Here is an 18859-nt window from a genome sequence, read left to right as displayed (position 1 = left end):
GTCCGCTTCTCATCAATCCCCTTCGTTAGAAACCGCAGAATCCGGGTCTTATCAAAACATCGGCCTGCTTTCCATCCCATTGTGGATTCCCACGTCAAAAAGGTCAGTCTCCTGACCATTTCGATTCATGACCAGTTCTCTGGTCGTTCCTCTTATTCATTACCAGGCGGACAAAAATGAAATTCAGACAGACGTCTTCTTTTCAGCACTTCTCTCTCCGCTCAAACGAAGATGTGTAATTACAGCAGGGCAAGAACCTGACCGATATCCTGTTGAATACAGATCGCCTGTTTTGCAAGCTCTTCCGGGCATAGCGCTTCCGTTTTATTGATACAGGCATAAATTGCTTTGGAATTCTGCGCTGTCATCTGCCAGAAAGGGTATTTTATAATCCCCGGCGTGTTCAAGCCCACGCCCAGTTCCAGAAACAAAATTCTTTTGTGCATATGCTGCCGGAGAAATTCACCATAACGCTGTGATGCCGCATGCCAACCTTCATCTTCGACAAATGAGGAATCAATCCGCAGATTCATACTCATCGGTTTGCCGCAGCGGGGACAACAGGGAATCAGCCGGGAGGGGATCCGAAGATGGCTTTGCAACCGGACCATTTCATGCACAAGCACCTCATTGTCATAGGTTTTCTGATGACACGGCACGCTGCATTGCCATAATCCGTAATCTCCCTGCATATAAAACAGCCGGCGGCGGTCAAAACCTGCTTTCTGAAACTGATGGTCGACATTCGTAGTGATCACGAAGTAGTCCTTTCCCTTTACCAGTTCCCATAGTTCTTCATAAACCGGACACTCCGCAGGGCGATAGCGGTTCAGCTCAATATAACGGCTCCAGTAAGCCCAATATTCTTCCAGCGTTGTAAACGGATAAAAGCCGCCGGAATACATGTCCTGAAATCCATACGTATCCGCGAAATCCTGAAAATATTCATAAAACCGGGGACCGGAAATCGTGAAGCCGGCGCTGATGGATAAGCCGGCCCCCGCGCCGATCACAACCGCCTGCGCCTCATTCAGCGCTTTCCGCAAGGCTGTGATGGAATTTTCCACAGTGCTGGCTCGTTGATCTTTCATCGTAAATCTCACCTTTCTGACGTATTGAACGTTCTTTCATCGCTCGGATAGAAGCCGCGGATCCTGTTTTCAGATCAGCAATTTTCACCGGTTGTCTTCCTCTTCAGCGCAGCCCAATCCTGCGCGGTAAAGTCGGGCGTCGTGATCGCGGAACACATTAAATACGACTTTCAACGGTTCGTCATTTTTCCTTAAAAACGTCCGGACCGTACGGATCGCAATCTGCGCGGCAGTCTGGGAAGGAAAATGATATTCTCCCGTCGAGATGCAGCAGAAGACCAGCGTTTTCAGCTGACAGGCGGCCGCTTTCTGTAAACATGCGGTATAACAGGCTGCCAGCTGCTCGCAATGCCGTGAGGTTAGCACGCCGCGGACCTGCGGACCGACGGTATGCAGCACCCACAAAGCCGGCAAATTGAATCCCGGCGTGATTTCAGCCTGACCGACCGGCTCCGGCATATTCTGATTTTCCCTCAAGGTCTGGCATGCCAGCCGCAGCTGAATCCCGGCGGCAGAATGTATCGCGTTGTCAATGCAGCCATGATTGGGTATGAAGCAGCCTAGCAGCGCGTTGTTAGCGGCATTGACGATCGCATCCGCCTTGATTTTGGTAATGTCGCCCTGCCACAAACTGATGTCCGGTTCCAACTCAGGCAACGTGGCGGCGTCGGATATGACAGAAGAATTCAGCTCTGTCTGTAAATAATCGTCCTGAATCCGCAGCCACTTTGGATCCATCGGCCAGGGCGGGCGCACGTTCATCAGACCGCGCAGCAAGCGCTGGCGCTGGGAAAATTGATCGGGGATTTCAATCTGCTCTTCCCAACGCTGTTCTTTCAGCAAAAACCGGATCAGCCAGGTACAGCGTTCATCCTGATTCATGGTTCGCGCACCACTGCGTGCTTCGGGCAATGCAGCTGGCACTGTCCGCAATGCAGACAATGTTCCTGTTGAATCTGCGCCTGCTTACCGATCAACGCAATACACTGCTGCGGACAAACACTCAGACAAACGCCGCAGCCATCGCACTTCGCCGTGATCCTATACCGCATGCCTGCCGGTTCAGCTAGGCCGATCGTAAAGCGCTGGCGGTAAACCGGCCGCGGATTAAGATCGAAAATTTCACCCTGTCCTTCATAAAGCTCAAACATGACCAACGCCTGCCGGGTCGTTCCCGGATAAATCGTCTGCATGTAGGGATTCTGTTGGAAAGCCCGCTCCAGCAATTCCGGATCCGCCGGTCGGACCTTGCCTCGCAGCGAGACGGAAACGCCGGCCTTTACGCCTGACAACGCGATAAACTTCTGCGTTGTCAGCTGATCATAGAAGGCTTTTCCACGCGCCGTTAAAAAGATCGGTTTCCCGTCTTCGATCAACATGATGTCGATCGCACGGGTCTGCGGCCGGCCTTCGTCATCCAGCGTCGCGACGATTACCGAATGAATGTCTTCTTGCAAGATTTTTAAAATATCTTCCTTTTCCATGACTCCGTCCCCTTTCTGTGCTAAAAAGCGGCCGACCTCAACGGTCTGCCGGTTTGTCGATTAGAACGAGTATTCCTGCGGCGGATTACCGGAGAAATCAGCGATCACAGCGTGCGCATCCGCCAGATAGAAGACGACGAAGATCGGATTGTCCGGCGTCTGATACTGACCTTTGACGATCGGATTTTCAAGGCACATTTCCTTAACTACACGGTTATCCTCAAAAACAACTTTACCATTAAGGCGAATCCAGGCATAAGCAGGACTGGCTGCGCTGAGCTCAACGTTGGGATTCGTCAGCATATCCTGATAGACTTCCTTCGTGTTGTTTGTGCAGAACCACAGCTTGCCGTCTTTTTCGCCGGCAAACATGAACGGACGGCACTTCGCCTTGCCATCGCGGCCAATCGTCGCCAGATATTGAACCGGATTTTCGTTTAAGAACTGAATCACTTCCTGCATTTTCTTTTCCTCCTTCAGGTTTTCCACAGAAGGACTTGTGTTTGTCCTTCGTCAGGATTAGAATAGCATTAAAGGGATCAAAACGAAAGTAAGCACTTAATTGTGCTCTAGGTTCCAAAAAGATACTAATGAGGAAAGAAGGAAGATTATGAGCGAAGCAATCCAGGAGAAGCGACTGCCGGCCTGCCCGGTGGAAGTCACTTTGACGCTTATCAGCAACAAATGGAAGGTTCTCATTCTGCGGGATTTACTGCCCGGAGCGAAACGCTTCGGGGAATTGAAGAAGTCGATCGGTACGGTGACGCAGAAGGTTCTGACGGCGCAGTTAAGGGAAATGGAAGCTTCCGGCTTACTGACGCGCACCGTGTATGCCGAGGTGCCACCGCGGGTGGAATACGCGCTGACTGAACTGGGGTATAGTTTAAAGCCGGTGCTCGATGCGATGCAGGCGTGGGGCACGGATTATCAGATGAAGCATTAGTGCAGGAAGGACGATTTCATGGCGAATTTCCCCCCGCTCTGACCTTTGCCACTCTTTTTGAACGTAAAAACGACAGGCCATTATCTGCATCCTGTCGTTTTTAAATAGATCAAATTTAACTTTCGCTGATCAATGCTTAAGCCCGCAGACTTACAGCGCGCCGACGACCTTGCCGGCTTTGCGGCCCCAGTGAATCGCACCCAGCAAAGCGGTTCCCGATCCCGGATAGAACGGACCCACCCAGCCGGCGGACGCCATGCCTGCGGCATACAGCCCCGGAATCACTTCGCCCTGGGTGTTGACGACTTCGCAGTTCAGGGTAATCTTCAGACCGCCGATCGAGCCCAGGTTCATGAACCCTTCTTCAAACGCATAATACGGACCTTCGATGACTTCCAATCCGGTCGCACGGTCAAACTGACGATCCTTCCCGGATTCTGTGATATCCTTGTTCCACTGATCCAGCGTCGCCTGCAGATTTTCGCCGTCGACGTCAATCTGCGCCGCCAACTCCTGCATCGTCGCCCCTGTGAAGGCTTTGCCGGACGCCACCATTTCATCCAGCTTTTCTTTGGTCATGACGGCATTCGGGCCGCAGATCGTGTAGCAGGCGTGATTCGTCTTGGTCATCTCCCGCCACAGTTCGCGCGAAGTCAGAGCATACGTCGTATCTTCGCAGGCGAAACGACGGCCGTATTTATTTACGAAGAAACAGGGCATCAGCGGCGTCTGGCGGTTAATGCCGGCGCTGGTCTTGCCCGTCAGGTCGATGACCCCGCCGAAATGCGTCAGCTGTCCGCCGATCGCCGCCGCCATCCGGATTCCGTCGCCGGTGTTGGTCGGCGCCGCCGCGCAGATCGAATTGGCATTGTCATAATACTGATTCGGACTCAGCGCCTTGCTCATTTCCTGATTGTGGTCAATGCTGGATGTCGCGATGATCACGCCCTTATTCGCTTTGATCGCGATGGTTTTACCTTCCGATAACGCTTCCGCGCCGACAACCTTGCCGTTTTCAACGATCAGCCTGGTCGCTTCCGTGTTATACAAAAATTCAACGCCGCTCTTCTCCGCCGCGTCATGAACCGCCGTGAACATCCCGGAAGCACCGACGTCCGTACCATGAATCCGGTCGGCATAATTGCTCTCATCCGCCATCGGCACATGAGCGGAGCCGGTGACGTTGGTAAACTCCAGCCCCAGACTTTCCAGCCATTCGATATGGCCCGCCGAGCCGGCTGTCATATCCTTGACCAGTTCCTCGTCCAGCGTGCCTTCGCCCTCTTCCAGATAATACTGCGCATGCTTTTCCGCCGTATCCTCCTGATAGCTCGTCAGCTTTTTCTGGGCCGCGGTGCAGGAAGCCTGGATAATCCCGCCGGAACGGATCGACGTGCCGCCGAAGCTTTCCGCTTTTTCCAAAATCAACGCTTTCGCACCGGCCTGGGTTGCTTCATAACCTGCGCACATGCCCGCGCCGCCGGCGCCTAAGATCAGAACGTCCGTTTCCTTATCCCAGGTCCGCTGTTCCCCGCCGTCCTGGTTTTCAGCTTTCGGCGCTTCATTCGCCGCGCATCCGGCTAACAAACCGCCGACAGCCAGCGTTGCCGCTGACGCGGCCATGCCTTTGATGAAATTTCTTCTTGAACACTCTTTCAAAATCTTTCCCTCCTTGAAAGCAGATCTCGTTCATCCGCTCACAAAGCAAGTATAAACTGATGAACTATTCATCAGTCAAGCGTTTTCAGAGGAATATCGACATAGACGTCGAAATATTCGTCCGCCTGATTGTACTTACTGATCAACAGATAAATGACGAACTCCCGCTGCAGCCGCACCCCCTGGTTTTCCATTGTCTGATAGAGACCGCGCAAGGACGCCTGCAGCTGCGTTTCAAACGCAGTTCCCCCGACGCGAAACGCGCAGAGGCAGCGCTGTTCCGCCGGATAAAAAATAGCCTGTTCCGGTAGCGGAAGCTGAAATTCCCTGGCCCACGCTTCTTTCAGCACCAGTCCCTGCGCCGACTGCGGCCGCAGCGTCACTTTGAAGTCCTGATCGCAAACCGCCGTGAATTCATTGCTGGGCAGCTGCTTATACAACGCCTTCAGCACCGGATCGCCCAACGCTTCCCGTTTGATAAAATAATAAGGTTCCGTCATCAGCAGCATGGGATGATCGCGATAGCTTTCATAGAAACGAAGCAGGTTGATGAAATTTTCCAGAAAGCGCTGTTTCAGCCGCAGCAGGCGGATTTGATCGTCAATCGTCTGCATTTCATTCTGGCAATATTGGAGTTTTTCCTCGTTGTCGCTCTGCCGTGTCAGCGCTTTAATCTCGCTCATGGAAAAGCCGAGACCGCGGTAATGGCGGATATAGGAAAGTGCGACGAAATCCTGAAACGAGTAGGTATGATATTGATTGTCCAGCATTTCCGGATTGAGCAGACCGGTGCGGACATAATAGTTCAAGCTCGTTCGATCAATTTCAAAAGCCCGGGATAACTGGCCGGTTTTAAACATAGGCTTCACCTCTCGGCTATCATTTTACCATTATTCATGATTGAATTATCAGTTTCTTTTATTTCCGGATCCCTTGGGAAACAAACAGGCATGACTGACAAAAATTCCAATGAAACATCCTCCTTGATTCAACAAAAAAAGGAATCGCCTTTGAATCAGCCATTCCTCTTCTGGTTCTGTTTTTTCTTACTCGTTGCGGTTCTTCATGTGCGGGAATAACAGCACCTCGCGGATTGATTCCTGACCTGTCAGCAGCATCACGAAGCGGTCGATGCCGATGCCGATGCCGCCGGTCGGCGGTAAGCCGTATTCCAGCGCTTCAACATAATCGACGTCCATTTCACTGGCTTCCGCGTCGCCCATTTCCTTCAGCTTCAGCTGTTCCTCAAAACGCTGGCGCTGATCAATCGGATCGTTCAGCTCGCTGAACGCGTTGGAATATTCCGTGCCGTAGATCAACAGCTCAAAGCGATCTGTGAATCGCGGATCCTTTGCATTCTTGCGGGCCAGCGGTGAAATCTCTACCGGATGACCATAGACAAACGTCGGCTGCGTGATCTTTTCCTCACAGAACTGTTCAAAGAACAGGTTGATGATATGACCGACCGTGCGTTCATGCGGCTGGACCTCAACGCCGTGTTCCTTAGCCAAAGCCAGCGCTTCCTCAACGCTCATGGCTTTCCAGAAATCAACGCCGGTGACTTCCTTTACCGCGTCGACCATGTGCCAGCGCTTATACGGAGCTTTCAGGGAAATCTGCTTGTCGCCCAGCGTAAAGTCAGTCTTACCGAAGACTTCCATTGCGACGCTTTCAAACAGACCTTCGTTCAGCGCCATCATCCCTTCGATATCGCTGTAAGCCACATACGCTTCCACGGTTGTAAATTCCGGATTGTGCTTCGGATCCATGCCTTCGTTGCGGAACAGGCGGCCGATTTCATAGACCCCTTCCAATCCGCCGACGATCAGACGCTTTAACGGCAGCTCCGTCGCAATCCGCAGATAGAAATCCATATCCAGCGTGTTGTGATGAGTCACAAACGGTCTTGCCGCGGCGCCGCCTAAAATAGGCTGCAGCACCGGGGTTTCGACTTCCATCAAGCCCTGACCATCCAGATAATGCTGGACAGCGCGGATGATTTTCGGGCGCAGCATCGCGATCTTGCGGCTGTCTTCATTCATGATCAAATCGACATACCGTCTTCTGAAACGTTCCTCAACATCCTGCAGGCCGTGGAATTTTTCCGGCAGCGGCCGCAGCGCCTTGGTCAGATGCTCCAGTTTCTCCGCCTTCACCGACAGTTCGCCGGTGTTGGTCTTGCAGACATAGCCTTCGATCCCGACGATATCGCCCAGATCGGCAGCCTTAAACAGCTCGTAAACCTCTTCTCCAACCACGCCCTTGTTGACGACGACCTGAATCTGGCCGTCGCGGTCCTGCAAGTGCATAAAGCCCAGCTTGCCCATCCGGCGCTTGGTCATGATGCGGCCGGCAATGGCGCACGGAATCTTCTTTTCTTCCAGCTCTTCCTGGCTTACTTCGCCATACTCTTCCCGCAGCTGTGCGGAACGGTGCGTGCGCGCAAACGCATGGCCAAATGGATCGATGCCTTTAGCCCGTAGATCCTCCATCTTTTGACGGCGAACCAGTTCTTGTTCTGATAACTTCTGTTCCATTTTCTTTTCCTCCTTTTTGCTAATAAAAAAACTCTCAAATCCGATAGGGACGAGAGTTGTCATCGTGGTACCACCCTAATTCATGATTAAATCGCTTTAATCATCTTAGTGACTGATCGTATCAGTCTGCCCGTAACGCAGGTCTGCGTTGACGCTCCCAGCCTTTATTCGTCCGGATTCTGCATATCCCTTTTCACCAGCCGGGACTCTCTCGCTGCAGCGTTTCCGGATTACTCCTCTGTTCCTCGCGCAAATAATCGTTTAGATTATAGCATTTTCAAATTGTTTGTCAACGGGGGAAATGTCATTTCAGGGCTTAATGAACGCGTTTTACATATTTTCCAGGAAGGAAAACCGGAGCGGATTGAATTTGCGTTTAGCTTATTCTTCATTGGATCGCAGCTTAATTGCCGGAGATAACCTCAAACCAGATTAAAACAGCTTGATGCTCAATCCTTGTAAATAGAAGTAATTTTCCCAGCCCGGATAATCAACACGAAGATAAGTGGAAATCGGAACATCCTGTTCTTCCAGCAGTTCTATCGCCGGTTCCATAATATCCGCATAATAAGGAAGATAATAACTGTATTTATCGTCATGCGTGCGATAAATTATTTGGATCATACCCACCGCGTCTTTCAATCCTTGGCGGCGATACCGCTTATCCGTTTCCACCTGAGCCTGGATCAGGATTTCTTTATCCTCCTTACTTAAACTTACAGTATTCTCCACGTTAAAGTATTTATAATAGCTTCCGATTTTGCCAAGACCATCATAGTAAGTGATAAAGTAGACGTCTTCGACGGTTGTATGATGGGTCATGCCCCAGCCGCCGCTGACCCGCCACGACCAGAAAATTCCCTGAACCACCAGAAACTCAACGGTCAGTACCAGCAGCATCATTTTGTTGAACTGAATCTTCGAGTAAGAAAGGAAACGGATCAACAAGTAGAGGACAGCTGCCAAAATTACGGAAAGCAGACATTGCTGGGGCCTGACCGCCGTCAACGATCCCCAAATCATCACGCCAGCCGCGGAAGCAAGCGGCATCAGTTTGAATAACGCGCTTTGCTTTAACGTTTTATGCTCGTTTTCTGCTGAATTCTTGGTTACCTGATAGACTGCAGGCAACGCCGCAGCCAGATAAACACCGTCAACAAGCAGACAGCTTCCTAATGAAGGAAATGTAGAGTCGCAAATCAACCCTTTCGCCGCAAGAGTAAACAAACCCGGCAGACATCCGAAATCATGCAGCAGTGTAAAGAATTCCCTGAGTTGATAACGATATGTGACCGTTCCCCGCATAATATCTACAGACGCCGAAACGATAAAGACTGGAGCCAGCGTCCAGACGGCGATCGTCAGCATCGCCTGAAACGATTTGCGGCTGCGCAGAAATACCCAGGCGCAAAAACAAAGATAGATCATCATCGCCAGCATCAGCTGCACCGTTCCATTCCAGATTGAGATCACAGTGGCATGGCGATCAAGCATGAGAATCCCCATGATCAGCCAGGCGATCAGATAAGGAATCAGGAAGACAAGGATTCCAGCTGTTAACCGTGTCAAAATCAAACTTCTTTTCGTCAGCGGCAGTTGATAGTCATGAATTTTTTCCTCCCGCTTCATCGTAAAGCCGAGCTGACGCCGGATCAGGATGATGATGAGCAGCAGCAGATAGATAAAATAAAAGTTAAACAAAAGACTGGCATCGTCCATCATCGTTGGAAAATTAACATAGACGAACGGCATGATCAACAAATCCAGAAGCAGCAGGCAGAGAAACAATTTAAAATCTTTCTTTAACATGGCCGTTAATAATTTCTTATGGATCATTGCAGTTCCTCCCGCTTTTCCAGCTGCGCCAGGAATATTTCTTCCAGCGTACAATCAAAGATTTCAAGAATGACCGGATTCTGCTTCCGCAGCTTCGCTTCCACCTCGTCATGATCGCCGCGCAGAATCGCCTGCGCCATCCGGGAATGAATTTCCAGCTTCAGCAACTCAAGATCCTGAAACATCGCGGGATTGATCGGATGATCAAACGCGAGATGGACTTTAACCAGCTCCTTTTGCGTTTGAAACATGGAGTTCTGATGCAGAATCCGCTTCTTGTCCAACAACGCGTATTCATCGCAGAAATTCTCCAGATCGCTCAGCCGGTGCGAGGTTAATATCGAACTCATGCCTTCCTCAACGGTCTGCGCCGCCAGCTGACCTTGAAGCAGCCGCCGGGCAAACGGATCCAACCCATCAAACACCTCGTCGATCAAAAGCAGCTCCGGGTGCGCCGCCAGCCCTGCGGCCATCAAAACCTGCCGTTTCATCCCCTTGCTGAAAGCGGAGAAAGGCTGTTTCGGATTGAGCTTTAACTGGCTTAACAGATCGTAGAATAACTCCGATTCCAGGGCCGGATAAAATAAGGAAAGATATTCGATCAGTTCCCGGGCATTTTCCGTCTGTGCAAAAACGGGTTCATCCTGAACCAGAAAAATCTTCTGTTTCACCTCCGGATGATCGAGCACCGGCTGTTCTTTCCATGTAATTGTTCCTTCATCGACGGGAATCGCGCCGCTGATACAGTGCAGCAGCGTGGATTTCCCCGCTCCGTTGATTCCGATCAGCCCCAGGATCGAACCGGACGCCAACTCCAAGCTGCAATGTTCCAATACCGTTTGTTCGTCATACACCTTCCGGCAATTTTCCACCCTTAACATGGTTTACCCCTGCTTTCCTTCATAGACTTCCCGGACAATTTTCTGCGCGTCATCCTCAGAGATTCCGGTTTCCCGGCAACGGATTACCGCTTTGCGGAATTCTTCTTTTTGTCTCAAACTTAAAATGGAATGCACATTCTGATCGCTGACAAAAAAACCTTTTTTAGGTTCTGTGACCAGAATGCCTTCGTCTTCCAGCTCCTGATAGGTTTTTACCACCGTATTGGGATTGATCCCCAACTCCCGCGCCAAAATCCGCACCGAGGGCATCCGGTCCTGCGGCTGCAGAACACCCAGACTGACATACCGGATAATTTGTTCCTTCAGCTGTTCATATATCGGCTGACGGCTGTGCTGATCTATTGTAAACATGTCATTCTCCTGTTCGTTCCTTGATTTGGCGCTGCAGTGTTTCAATCGCGGCATTTAAAACGGTATCCTCACCGCTCAGTAAATCTTCCGGCGTTGTCCACATTTCAATGTCCGGCTCTGCACCGCGATTCCAAATACTTTTTTTATTTGGACCGTAACAATTCATAATTGATAAAGTATACTTGCTTCCATCTGAAAGAGAGACATCATAAATATTTCCTGTCGCTCCATGGGTTCTCAGACCCATCAGTGTAAAATTATCCATAGCTTTCGCTGTAACAGAAAAAGTATCCGCCGCCGATCCAGCATATGGCGAAGTAAGAATAACGACAGGTTTATCCATTGTAAAAGGTTTCTTAGGAAATTCCCGATGATCCTCAAGCTCTTCGATATGGCTCAGATAATCATCAATTTCTTCATCTATCCCATAATACTCATGTTTTACCATGCGCTGAGCAGATTCGTCAAGTTCTCCTCCACTATAGAAGAGAGAATCATCATTGTCTCCATACGGAATCCAGGAAGAATGAAATTCAGATTCAAAGCGGAAGGTTCTTGGTAAAGGCTGATCTGTAAAAGAATTTAACACGATATCCCCATTATATGAATTCCCACCGCCATTGTGACGAATATCAATAATTACCCCTGAATATGGTTCAAGCAGGGGCATGACTTGTTCATAATAGAGATCTTCACTGTCTCCCATAAAAGATGTTATTTCCAAATACACAAGATCTTCGTTAAGTTCACACATAAAATAAGGACTGGATTTAAGCAGAAGTTTCTTATCTGAAAGTGACGGTGTTTTTAACTGATTTACATAAATGGAACCTGAGGTTTCATAACTGGCTTTTGAATCTACAAATTCACCCTGCGGGGTTAACCATTTTAATGTAATCTCTTTTCCTTTTTCATCTTTTAAAAACTGCTCTACCGTTTCGATTTCATGGGCGGGTTCCGTCAGCACCGGTACATACTTTTCAAAATTCTTCAAGATGTAATCGAGTGCGGGCTGATCTTCCACTTCAAGGAGTTCACTGCCTAAAGGAACTTCATAATTCCGGCTGGCAGCTTTGAGAAACAGCCTGCCATCAAGATCTTCCAGGTCAAAAGGCAGGTAGGCTTTGTTCAGCTGATATTCTGACGCGGGAATAAAGTTGGTATGTCCATCATGAAGCAAAGCAACAAATTCCCGCATGGCGTCAACATATTCATCATCCGTTTCCGCATTCATCACCCGCGGTAAAAATTCCTGATATTTCTCATCCCAGTCAAAATCCTCCGGCATCTGATTCCAATATCCATAATAATACTGCGCGGTTGACCAGACTTCAGATAATGCAGCGACTCTCAGCTCTACCGGTTTCGTGCATTGTTCTCCCACTTTTTCTTCCTGCAGCGCATTCATTTCCGTTGCGCACCCGCAAAGCATGAAGGCCATCGTCAACATCGCAAACAATTTCTTTCCCATTCTGATTATCCCCCAAGATCGCAAAAGGATCTGCTGGATTGCGTATCCGCAATCTGTACTATTCATAATAATACAGTATAACAATCTTTTCCGTTTGTCAATTTCGAAAGGAAAAAAACCACTCCCGGATTTCAGGAATGGCTTTCGTTCTTGATTCATTTACTCTGCCGGATACAGCCTGTCGAAATTACCGCTGACCAGCGCTTCTTCATAAAGCTTTAGCATCGACTCAAATTCAGCATAGGTTGTCATCTGATTGATACGATCTTTCATCCGGTTGGAGTAGGGAATGCCCTGGATGTACCAGCAGGCGTGCCCGCGCATCTCCTTCATACCAATCCGTTCGCCTTTTAATGTGCACAACCGGCGGGCGTGTTCCAGCGCAATCTCAAATTTTTCATGATCGCTGACGGGTTCGGCTGACCCTTCCCCGGAGAACGCGCAGACCAGATCGCGGATCAGCCACGGATTGCCCAATACGCCCCGGCCGATCATCACCGCATCGACTCCAGTCTCCTGAATTTTTGCCACAGCGTCTTCCACACTGCGCAGATCACCGTTGCCTATCACTGGAATCGAAACAGCTTCTTTCACCTTCTTGATCCAGCTCCAATCGGCCTTGCCCTCATACAGCTGACTGCGCGTCCGGCCATGAACCGCCAGCGCGCTGACGCCGGCTGCTTCCAATCCCCGCGCCATTTCCAGCACATTGATCGAAGAACTGTCCCAGCCCAGACGGATCTTGGCCGTCACCGGCTTTTCCACCGCTGCCACAATTTTACGCACCAGCTGACAGGTCGCTTCCGGATCCTTCATCATCGCGCTGCCGGAACCGGAATTGACAACCTTCGGTACTGGACAGCCCATATTGATGTCGATCACGTCGCAGTCCGTTTTATCCAGCACCTGCGCCGCCTGAATCATCGACGCTTCTTCATGACCGAACAGCTGCATCGCGATCGGATGCTCATCCGGAGCCAGCTGTGTCATCTCCATCGTCTTTTTATTGGAATAACAGATCGCTTTGTCGCTGATCATTTCCGTATAGATCAGACCCGCGCCGAATTCATGCGCGATCGTCCGGAACGCCGCGTTGGAAATCCCGGCCATCGGCGCGATGACGACCGGATTGGCAATTTCAAGATTTCTTATTTTCCACATGCCGCTTTGAACTCCAAAATGCTGCGGAGATCATCTTCGGTAAACTGAACTTTATTGTTGCAGTATTCGCACTTTACTTCACAGCCGTGGTCTTCTTCCAGCATCTTTTCCAATTCCGAGCGATCCAGCGTTGTCAGCGCCGCTTTAAAGCGCTGCTTGCTGCAGTCGCAATGCCACTGGATCGGCTTTTCTTCAAGAATTTCCAGATCGTCAAACAACATCGCCGCTAACGCCCGGGCGTCATGGCCTTCCTTCACCATCTCCGAAACCGGGCGCAGCTTCGCGACCGCGGCTTCCGCCAGCTTGATATCGTCTTCCGTAGCCTCCGGCATCATCTGGATCAGAATTCCGCCCGACGCCATCACCGAGTTATCCGTATCAACCAGTACGCCCAGCGATACGGCAGAAGGCGTCTGTTCCGAAATTGTAAAGTAATACGCGAAGTCCTCGCCGATCTCGCCGCTGACCAGCGCAACCTGACCGGTGAAGTCGTTCTTCATGTTCATCCGTTTGATGACCTTTAAATAGCCATCCTTGCCAACTGCCGTCCCGACCGCCAGCTTGCCGGTATCGTTATATTTCAGATAAATTTCCGGATCGCCGACAAATCCGCGCACATCGCCATTCGCCCAGCCGTCGGCCATGATCGTTCCGATAGGACCGCCGCCGTTGATCTGAACGGTCACCTTTTCTTTTTCCGTCTTTAACATGCTGCCCAAGATCGCGGTGATCGTCAGCACGCGGCCTAACGCCGCCGCACTGGTCGGCCACAGATCATGCTGCTTCCGCGCCTGTTCCGCCAGCTGCGTGGAGGTGCAGGTCAGCACCCGAATATGCCCGTTCGCACTGATTGCGTGAATTAATGTATCGTTCATTGAAAAAACCTCTTTTCTAGCCTGTTTTTTTGCACCCTAAGTTTATTATTAAACCCGGCGCTTGTCAAACATCCTGATCTGCTTCGCGAAGATATTCCAGCATCAAAACAAAAATAAACCGGAAAATGCTTTACTTGAAAAACACCTCTTTGCGTTCTGGCTTTAGAATTCCCTCAAATAATATAAAAAAGGAAGAACTATCCTAAACCAGAATTACCTCTTCCTTATTTTAAATTATTGGCCTTCCAATTCGTTTATCCCAGCCTGGCAGTTCCTCAAAAGAATGCTTCAGCTTCTGATTCCTTCAAGATAACCCGGCTCATTGATTGCCTGGCCTGTTCAATCATAATATCTAATTGCGCTTCACTCAAATACGCTTCATTCCACTCCATTAATTCCAGAAGCAAGGAAAAGTTGAAGCCCGAAATCAGCTGGATATTTTTTCTTTCGCTCATCACGCGGGCCATGATTTGATTAACACTGCCGCCATACAGATCGGAAAGAAATAGAATCTGTTCCGCATCGTTCTGCTTCGCTAAATAATTGCGAATCTGTTTCTCAAAATCTTGTTCATCGGTATACGCATCAATCGCCATCAGTCGGTCGCAAGGACCGGTGAAAAATTCAGCTGACGCCTTCATACCGCTGGCCATCCGATCATGACTGGCAATTAAAATCTTAATCATTCTGATAACACCATTCACCCTCGATCATCGTTTTCCGGACATGCAAGCCTTCATCCATGATGACTAAATCTGCCCTGCGGCCAACTTCGATCTTCCCGCGATCTTTTAAATTCAAAGCTTTAGCCGCATTTTCAGCACACAAGGCCCCGATTTCTTCTAATGTGAAACCCCTTTCGCGTAATGTCCGCATGTTCTCATCAAAAGAATGCGCTCCTGTCACCAGTTTCCCGTTAACATCACGAACCGCTCCATCCTTCAAAAACACTTTCTTATCCCCCATTTGATATTCACCGTCAGGGCACCCCAGCAGGCAGGAACTATCAGAAACCGCTACGAGATGATCTAAGCCTTTGCATCGGATCATCATTCTTAAAAACTCCGGCGCGACATGAATACAATCGCAATTCACCTGCATTGCCAAATCATCTTCCAACAAACACTGAACGACCCCTTGTGAAAGATGATGATCGATCGCCGGAAAACCATTTGGGAAATGATCGGTCAGCCGTGCACCGCGGGCGACAGCCTGATGAATGATATCCGGACTTCCTTCTGAAAAGCCGATAACAGGAAGCATCCCCTGTTCCACTGCCCAATCAATCCATTCCAGGCCGCCGTCCAGTTCAGGCGCGATCAGGGCCGAAAAAATCAGCGACAGATCCTGCCCCGCTAACGCCCGAGTATGTTCCGGTGTGGGCAGCGTCGGCGGAGCGTAATACGAAATCGATCGGTTTTTATAACCGGTGTATAAAAAGATCCCTAAGATATCGCTTCCCAAAGAACCCTTTGCTTCCCTGATTACCTGAACCGCCTTTTGCGATGTTTCAATATCGTCGGCGATCGGCGTCGGCGTAAAGCTTGTTACTCCGTATCGGGGCAATGCCGCACAGATTTTTCGCATTGCCGCTGCGCTTTCCCCGCAATTAACCTGCTCCGCTCCATGAATATGCGTGTCGATAAACCCTGGAAAAATCAGAGCCCCTTGCACATCAATCTTTTCTTCATCCTGCAGCCGCGGAGCTATTTCTGAAATTTTCTTTCCGGTGATTCTCAAGTCAGTTTCATGAAACTGGCCGTCAATAAAAACTTTACCATGAACAATAATCAAATTCTTGCTCCCTTCTTTAAATACGTGTGAAATAAAGCCATGAACCGATCCACCAGCGGACCAAACATAAGCATACTGACAATCGTGCCTTCCCGCAGCGTCATTTCCCCTTGAAATCCGAAAACAAGAATCAGAATCATCAAGATGCAGATTCCATCCAAGCTCTGTCGGCATTTCCCATACGCATGGTTTGTCACCTGCGAAACGGCCAGAACCAGGCCGCCGACTGGAAAGGTCACAATATTCAGGCTGAGGATCAGGGCCACTGCCGCGGCATTGATCCCATTGCCGACAAGCAGGAATATGATCGAAAGACCATAGGTTGGAACGGCCAGCTGGCTAAGGATGTCATAATAGAAGAAGTTGACCAGACTGCCGAGCAGAAAGGCCATTCCAAACTGAAGCAGCTGCAGCGGCTTGAACGCTTTTCTTAACAACAGGATTTGTCCTATGACGCAGAGACTGTTCGTCATCATTCCGAGTGTACCGATCTTGATTCCGCACAGCTGCGCCGCACACTTGCTCAGCGCATCCCAGGCGCCAACTCCGATCCCGGCTTTCAATATAAGCGACGAACCGAGCGCGGCAAAAGGGATGGCAAGGATCAGGCAGACGATCTGCCGCAGCATATCAGAAAATACCCAGGAATGCCAGAATCAGAGAAATAACCATAATGCTGAAAATCAACATCGCCGGTCGTTTGCCTTTTCGAATCAGGTTCATCAGAACAAAGAGCAAAACGATGGACAGGAAACCCGGCATGATTGAATTGATCACGTCGTTGACCACAACCGCGGCTTCCCCGATCTGAATCGTCCAGGCCAGCGGAACATTTACCATTTGAGCCGCCATAGCGCCGACCATGCCCACACCTAAAATGGAAGCTGCCTTCGTAACCGCCTTGATCAATCCGGTTTCAAATACTGTATTGATAAAATCCGTACCTGCATGAAACCCAATATGCAGGAAATACCAGCGCAGCAGCATCTGGGAACCGCCATAAATGATCGCGAAAATGATCGATCCGAGCAGATTTCCCTGCGCCGCCAGACCAATTCCAATCCCTGCGGCGATCACGCGGACGCAGTTGAAGAAGAAGGCGTCGCCGATCCCCGCTGCCGGTCCCATTAACGCAACTTTTATACTTTCTATGGTATCAGCGTCCACCGTCCCTTTTTCTTTTCTTTCTTTTTCCATCGCAAAGCACAGTCCCGCGATAAAGGGCAGGAAAACCGCATGTGTATTGAAGAAATTATTATGCCTCAACAGTGTCCGGCAGCGTTCCTCCTCGTCATCTTTAAAAATTTCATTGATCGCCGGAGCCATGGTCAGGGTAAAAGCATTGCCTTCCATCTTTACCATATTAAACGTCGCAAAGCAACATCCTGACCGCCAATACATAGAATTTAAAATCTTCTTTTCCGCCGATGTTATCTGATTTTTCGCCATTTAGAAAAAATCCTCCTCTTGACTCTCTTTGACGTTTTTAGAAACGGCTGAGATTTCAATAAATCGCTTCTCGTTAAAGAAGACACACAGCGCTACGACCGCCAATAAAATCGCGATCGGAAGTGTACCCAGCCCCAGATACTTGGCCAGAACAAATCCAACAAAGAAGAATCCGCCGACTTCCTTCGACCAGATCATTGTCATCAAAATTGCAAAGCCAACCGCTGTCATCATTCCACTGGCCGCATTAAATCCGTTCAGCACCCAGCCTGGCAGAGAATTAAAAACAGTTTGGATTCCTTCGATTCCATAAGCGATGCTGAGAAACAGAACAAGCATCTGGGCAATCCGCTGCAGGAATAAATCAAACAAGACAACCTGCCGCCCCATTTTTTTCGTATTTCCCGAAGCCGCTAATTTCTCCCAGTAAACGGATAATGAAGCATAGAATGGCGTTAAGATATTCGTAAAGGATTGCATAAGTGTACCGATCGGCAGTGAAAGCATAACGCCGGTGGCAATATCGCTGCCGGTCAGAATGGAGTAAGCGACGGCGATGATGGTTGCCGGACATGGATCTGCCGGCGTGGAGCCGCCGATATTGCTGACGCCCATGTAGATGCCTTCAATCGCGCCGCCCATGATGATTCCAGTCCTCAGATCGCCTAAAAGCAATCCGGTGATCGGCCCGCAGATTAGCGGCCGTGTAAATAAAGCCCAGCTAAAGCAGGTAAAGTCCATAGCCCCTGCCAGCCAGAAGACGAAGGTACAGATTAACGCACTTTGCAGCATTTTAAATTCCCCCTTTATGCGTAAACCACTGCGCAACATTTACCGGTGCTTCCTCCGGTACTGTTTGATAGATACAAGGAATGCCGGTTTCGATCAAAGATAGAAAATCCGAGGCTTCCTGTTCGTTGCAATAAATATTCTTAGAATATCGTCTGCGGGAACGAAGTACTTCTTCTTTTCCAATCCTGCCATAGTTTCCGACATTGATCATTTCAATGTCCTGCAGCTCGCTGACGATCAGCCGGGCATCATGCGGGCAATCCACTAAAACCAGAATTCTTAACTCCGCACAGCGGGGATCCTTCAGTAAAGCAATCGCCTTGCCAATCGGCAAAATAGCGGTTTTCACCTGATCGGGGGCAGCCATTCGCAGCGTATTCTGAATCAGCGGACTTGACGCAGCCTGATTATTGGCGACCACAATCCGATTGATGTTGTAATGCTTAGACCATTTAATCGCAATCTGGCCATGAATCAGACGTTCGTCGATTCGAAATAGAGTGATCATTCTCTT

At 49.6% G+C, this 18859-nt stretch carries 20 protein-coding genes and 1 other annotated feature; of the genes, 1 reads left to right on the top strand and 19 read right to left on the bottom strand.

What is annotated here, in order from left to right; translation table 11 throughout:
* Nucleotides 1-239: 239 nt before the first annotated feature.
* From BQ7364_RS15185 to BQ7364_RS15170, 4 genes are all read right to left on the bottom strand, one after another.
* On the bottom strand, nucleotides 240-1091 hold the full coding sequence (locus BQ7364_RS15185; RefSeq protein WP_072685496.1) for an SIR2 family NAD-dependent protein deacylase: 852 nt from the start codon (nucleotides 1089-1091) through the stop codon (nucleotides 240-242).
* An 84-nt stretch (nucleotides 1092-1175) separates the two neighbouring features.
* Nucleotides 1176-1973 carry a protein-ADP-ribose hydrolase gene (locus BQ7364_RS15180; RefSeq protein WP_072685494.1) on the bottom strand — a complete coding sequence of 266 codons (798 nt, stop codon included), beginning with the start codon at nucleotides 1971-1973 and terminating at the stop codon, nucleotides 1176-1178.
* Complete coding sequence (locus BQ7364_RS15175) at nucleotides 1970-2575, bottom strand: 4Fe-4S dicluster domain-containing protein (protein WP_072685493.1); 606 nt, start codon at nucleotides 2573-2575, stop codon at nucleotides 1970-1972. The genes BQ7364_RS15180 and BQ7364_RS15175 overlap by 4 nt, the downstream gene beginning before the upstream one ends.
* A 60-nt stretch (nucleotides 2576-2635) precedes the next feature.
* A complete protein-coding gene (locus tag BQ7364_RS15170; protein WP_072685492.1) occupies nucleotides 2636-3037 on the bottom strand; it encodes a pyridoxamine 5'-phosphate oxidase family protein in 402 nt (133 codons plus the stop codon).
* Nucleotides 3038-3185: 148 nt separating this feature from the next.
* Here BQ7364_RS15170 and BQ7364_RS15165 point away from each other — a divergent pair, with 148 nt between their 5' ends.
* Complete coding sequence (locus BQ7364_RS15165; RefSeq protein ID WP_072685491.1) at nucleotides 3186-3518, top strand: winged helix-turn-helix transcriptional regulator; 333 nt, start codon at nucleotides 3186-3188, stop codon at nucleotides 3516-3518.
* A gap of 150 nt (nucleotides 3519-3668) precedes the next feature.
* On the opposite strand, the gene BQ7364_RS15160 is transcribed toward BQ7364_RS15165, so the two are convergent.
* The 15 genes from BQ7364_RS15160 to BQ7364_RS15090 form a co-directional block, all read right to left on the bottom strand.
* Nucleotides 3669-5177: an FAD-dependent oxidoreductase gene (locus BQ7364_RS15160; RefSeq protein ID WP_083538650.1), complete on the bottom strand. Its 1509-nt coding sequence runs from the start codon at nucleotides 5175-5177 to the stop codon at nucleotides 3669-3671.
* Nucleotides 5178-5248: 71 nt separating this feature from the next.
* Nucleotides 5249-6037, bottom strand: coding sequence for a MerR family transcriptional regulator (locus BQ7364_RS15155; RefSeq protein ID WP_072685490.1), 789 nt, complete (start codon nucleotides 6035-6037; stop codon nucleotides 5249-5251).
* Between the two features lie 186 nt (nucleotides 6038-6223).
* Nucleotides 6224-7714 carry a lysine--tRNA ligase gene (gene lysS, locus BQ7364_RS15150; RefSeq protein ID WP_072685489.1) on the bottom strand — a complete coding sequence of 497 codons (1491 nt, stop codon included), beginning with the start codon at nucleotides 7712-7714 and terminating at the stop codon, nucleotides 6224-6226.
* Nucleotides 7715-7756: 42 nt separating this feature from the next.
* Nucleotides 7757-7969: a binding site (T-box leader), on the bottom strand.
* Nucleotides 7970-8146: 177 nt separating this feature from the next.
* Nucleotides 8147-9550, bottom strand: coding sequence for a hypothetical protein (locus BQ7364_RS15145; RefSeq protein ID WP_072685488.1), 1404 nt, complete (start codon nucleotides 9548-9550; stop codon nucleotides 8147-8149).
* On the bottom strand, nucleotides 9547-10431 hold the full coding sequence (locus tag BQ7364_RS15140; RefSeq protein WP_072685487.1) for an ATP-binding cassette domain-containing protein: 885 nt from the start codon (nucleotides 10429-10431) through the stop codon (nucleotides 9547-9549). The genes BQ7364_RS15145 and BQ7364_RS15140 overlap by 4 nt, the downstream gene beginning before the upstream one ends.
* A gap of 3 nt (nucleotides 10432-10434) precedes the next feature.
* Nucleotides 10435-10803 carry a GntR family transcriptional regulator gene (locus tag BQ7364_RS15135; RefSeq protein WP_072685486.1) on the bottom strand — a complete coding sequence of 123 codons (369 nt, stop codon included), beginning with the start codon at nucleotides 10801-10803 and terminating at the stop codon, nucleotides 10435-10437.
* 1 nt (nucleotide 10804) lies between these two features.
* Nucleotides 10805-12274: a S41 family peptidase gene (locus tag BQ7364_RS15130; RefSeq protein ID WP_072685485.1), complete on the bottom strand. Its 1470-nt coding sequence runs from the start codon at nucleotides 12272-12274 to the stop codon at nucleotides 10805-10807.
* A 159-nt stretch (nucleotides 12275-12433) separates the two neighbouring features.
* A complete protein-coding gene (dusB, locus tag BQ7364_RS15125) occupies nucleotides 12434-13435 on the bottom strand; it encodes a tRNA dihydrouridine synthase DusB (protein WP_072685484.1) in 1002 nt (333 codons plus the stop codon).
* Complete coding sequence (gene hslO, locus BQ7364_RS15120; RefSeq protein ID WP_072685483.1) at nucleotides 13423-14310, bottom strand: Hsp33 family molecular chaperone HslO; 888 nt, start codon at nucleotides 14308-14310, stop codon at nucleotides 13423-13425. Before hslO ends, dusB begins: the two co-directional genes overlap by 13 nt.
* Nucleotides 14311-14585: 275 nt before the next feature.
* Entirely contained in the window at nucleotides 14586-14996 is a 411-nt protein-coding gene (locus BQ7364_RS15115; protein WP_072685482.1) for a PTS sugar transporter subunit IIA, read from the bottom strand.
* Nucleotides 14989-15984 carry an amidohydrolase family protein gene (locus BQ7364_RS15110; RefSeq protein WP_234973207.1) on the bottom strand — a complete coding sequence of 332 codons (996 nt, stop codon included), beginning with the start codon at nucleotides 15982-15984 and terminating at the stop codon, nucleotides 14989-14991. Before BQ7364_RS15110 ends, BQ7364_RS15115 begins: the two co-directional genes overlap by 8 nt.
* Before the next feature lie 116 nt (nucleotides 15985-16100).
* Complete coding sequence (locus BQ7364_RS18065) at nucleotides 16101-16733, bottom strand: YczE/YyaS/YitT family protein (RefSeq protein WP_072685479.1); 633 nt, start codon at nucleotides 16731-16733, stop codon at nucleotides 16101-16103.
* Between the two features lies 1 nt (nucleotide 16734).
* Entirely contained in the window at nucleotides 16735-17553 is an 819-nt protein-coding gene (locus tag BQ7364_RS15100; protein ID WP_072685478.1) for a PTS system mannose/fructose/sorbose family transporter subunit IID, read from the bottom strand.
* Nucleotides 17554-18345, bottom strand: coding sequence for a PTS mannose/fructose/sorbose/N-acetylgalactosamine transporter subunit IIC (locus BQ7364_RS15095; RefSeq protein ID WP_006057420.1), 792 nt, complete (start codon nucleotides 18343-18345; stop codon nucleotides 17554-17556).
* Nucleotide 18346: 1 nt separating this feature from the next.
* The gene (locus tag BQ7364_RS15090; protein ID WP_072685477.1) at nucleotides 18347-18853 is read right to left on the bottom strand and encodes a PTS sugar transporter subunit IIB; all 507 of its coding nucleotides are present in this window, start codon (nucleotides 18851-18853) and stop codon (nucleotides 18347-18349) included.
* Nucleotides 18854-18859: the final 6 nt, after the last annotated feature.

Origin of the sequence: Holdemania sp. Marseille-P2844, from assembly GCF_900120005.1 — a bacterium.
GTDB lineage: Bacteria > Bacillota_I > Bacilli_A > Erysipelotrichales > Erysipelotrichaceae > Holdemania.
Note: the sequence above shows the minus strand (reverse complement) of the source record. Positions and strands in the feature narration are given on the sequence as shown.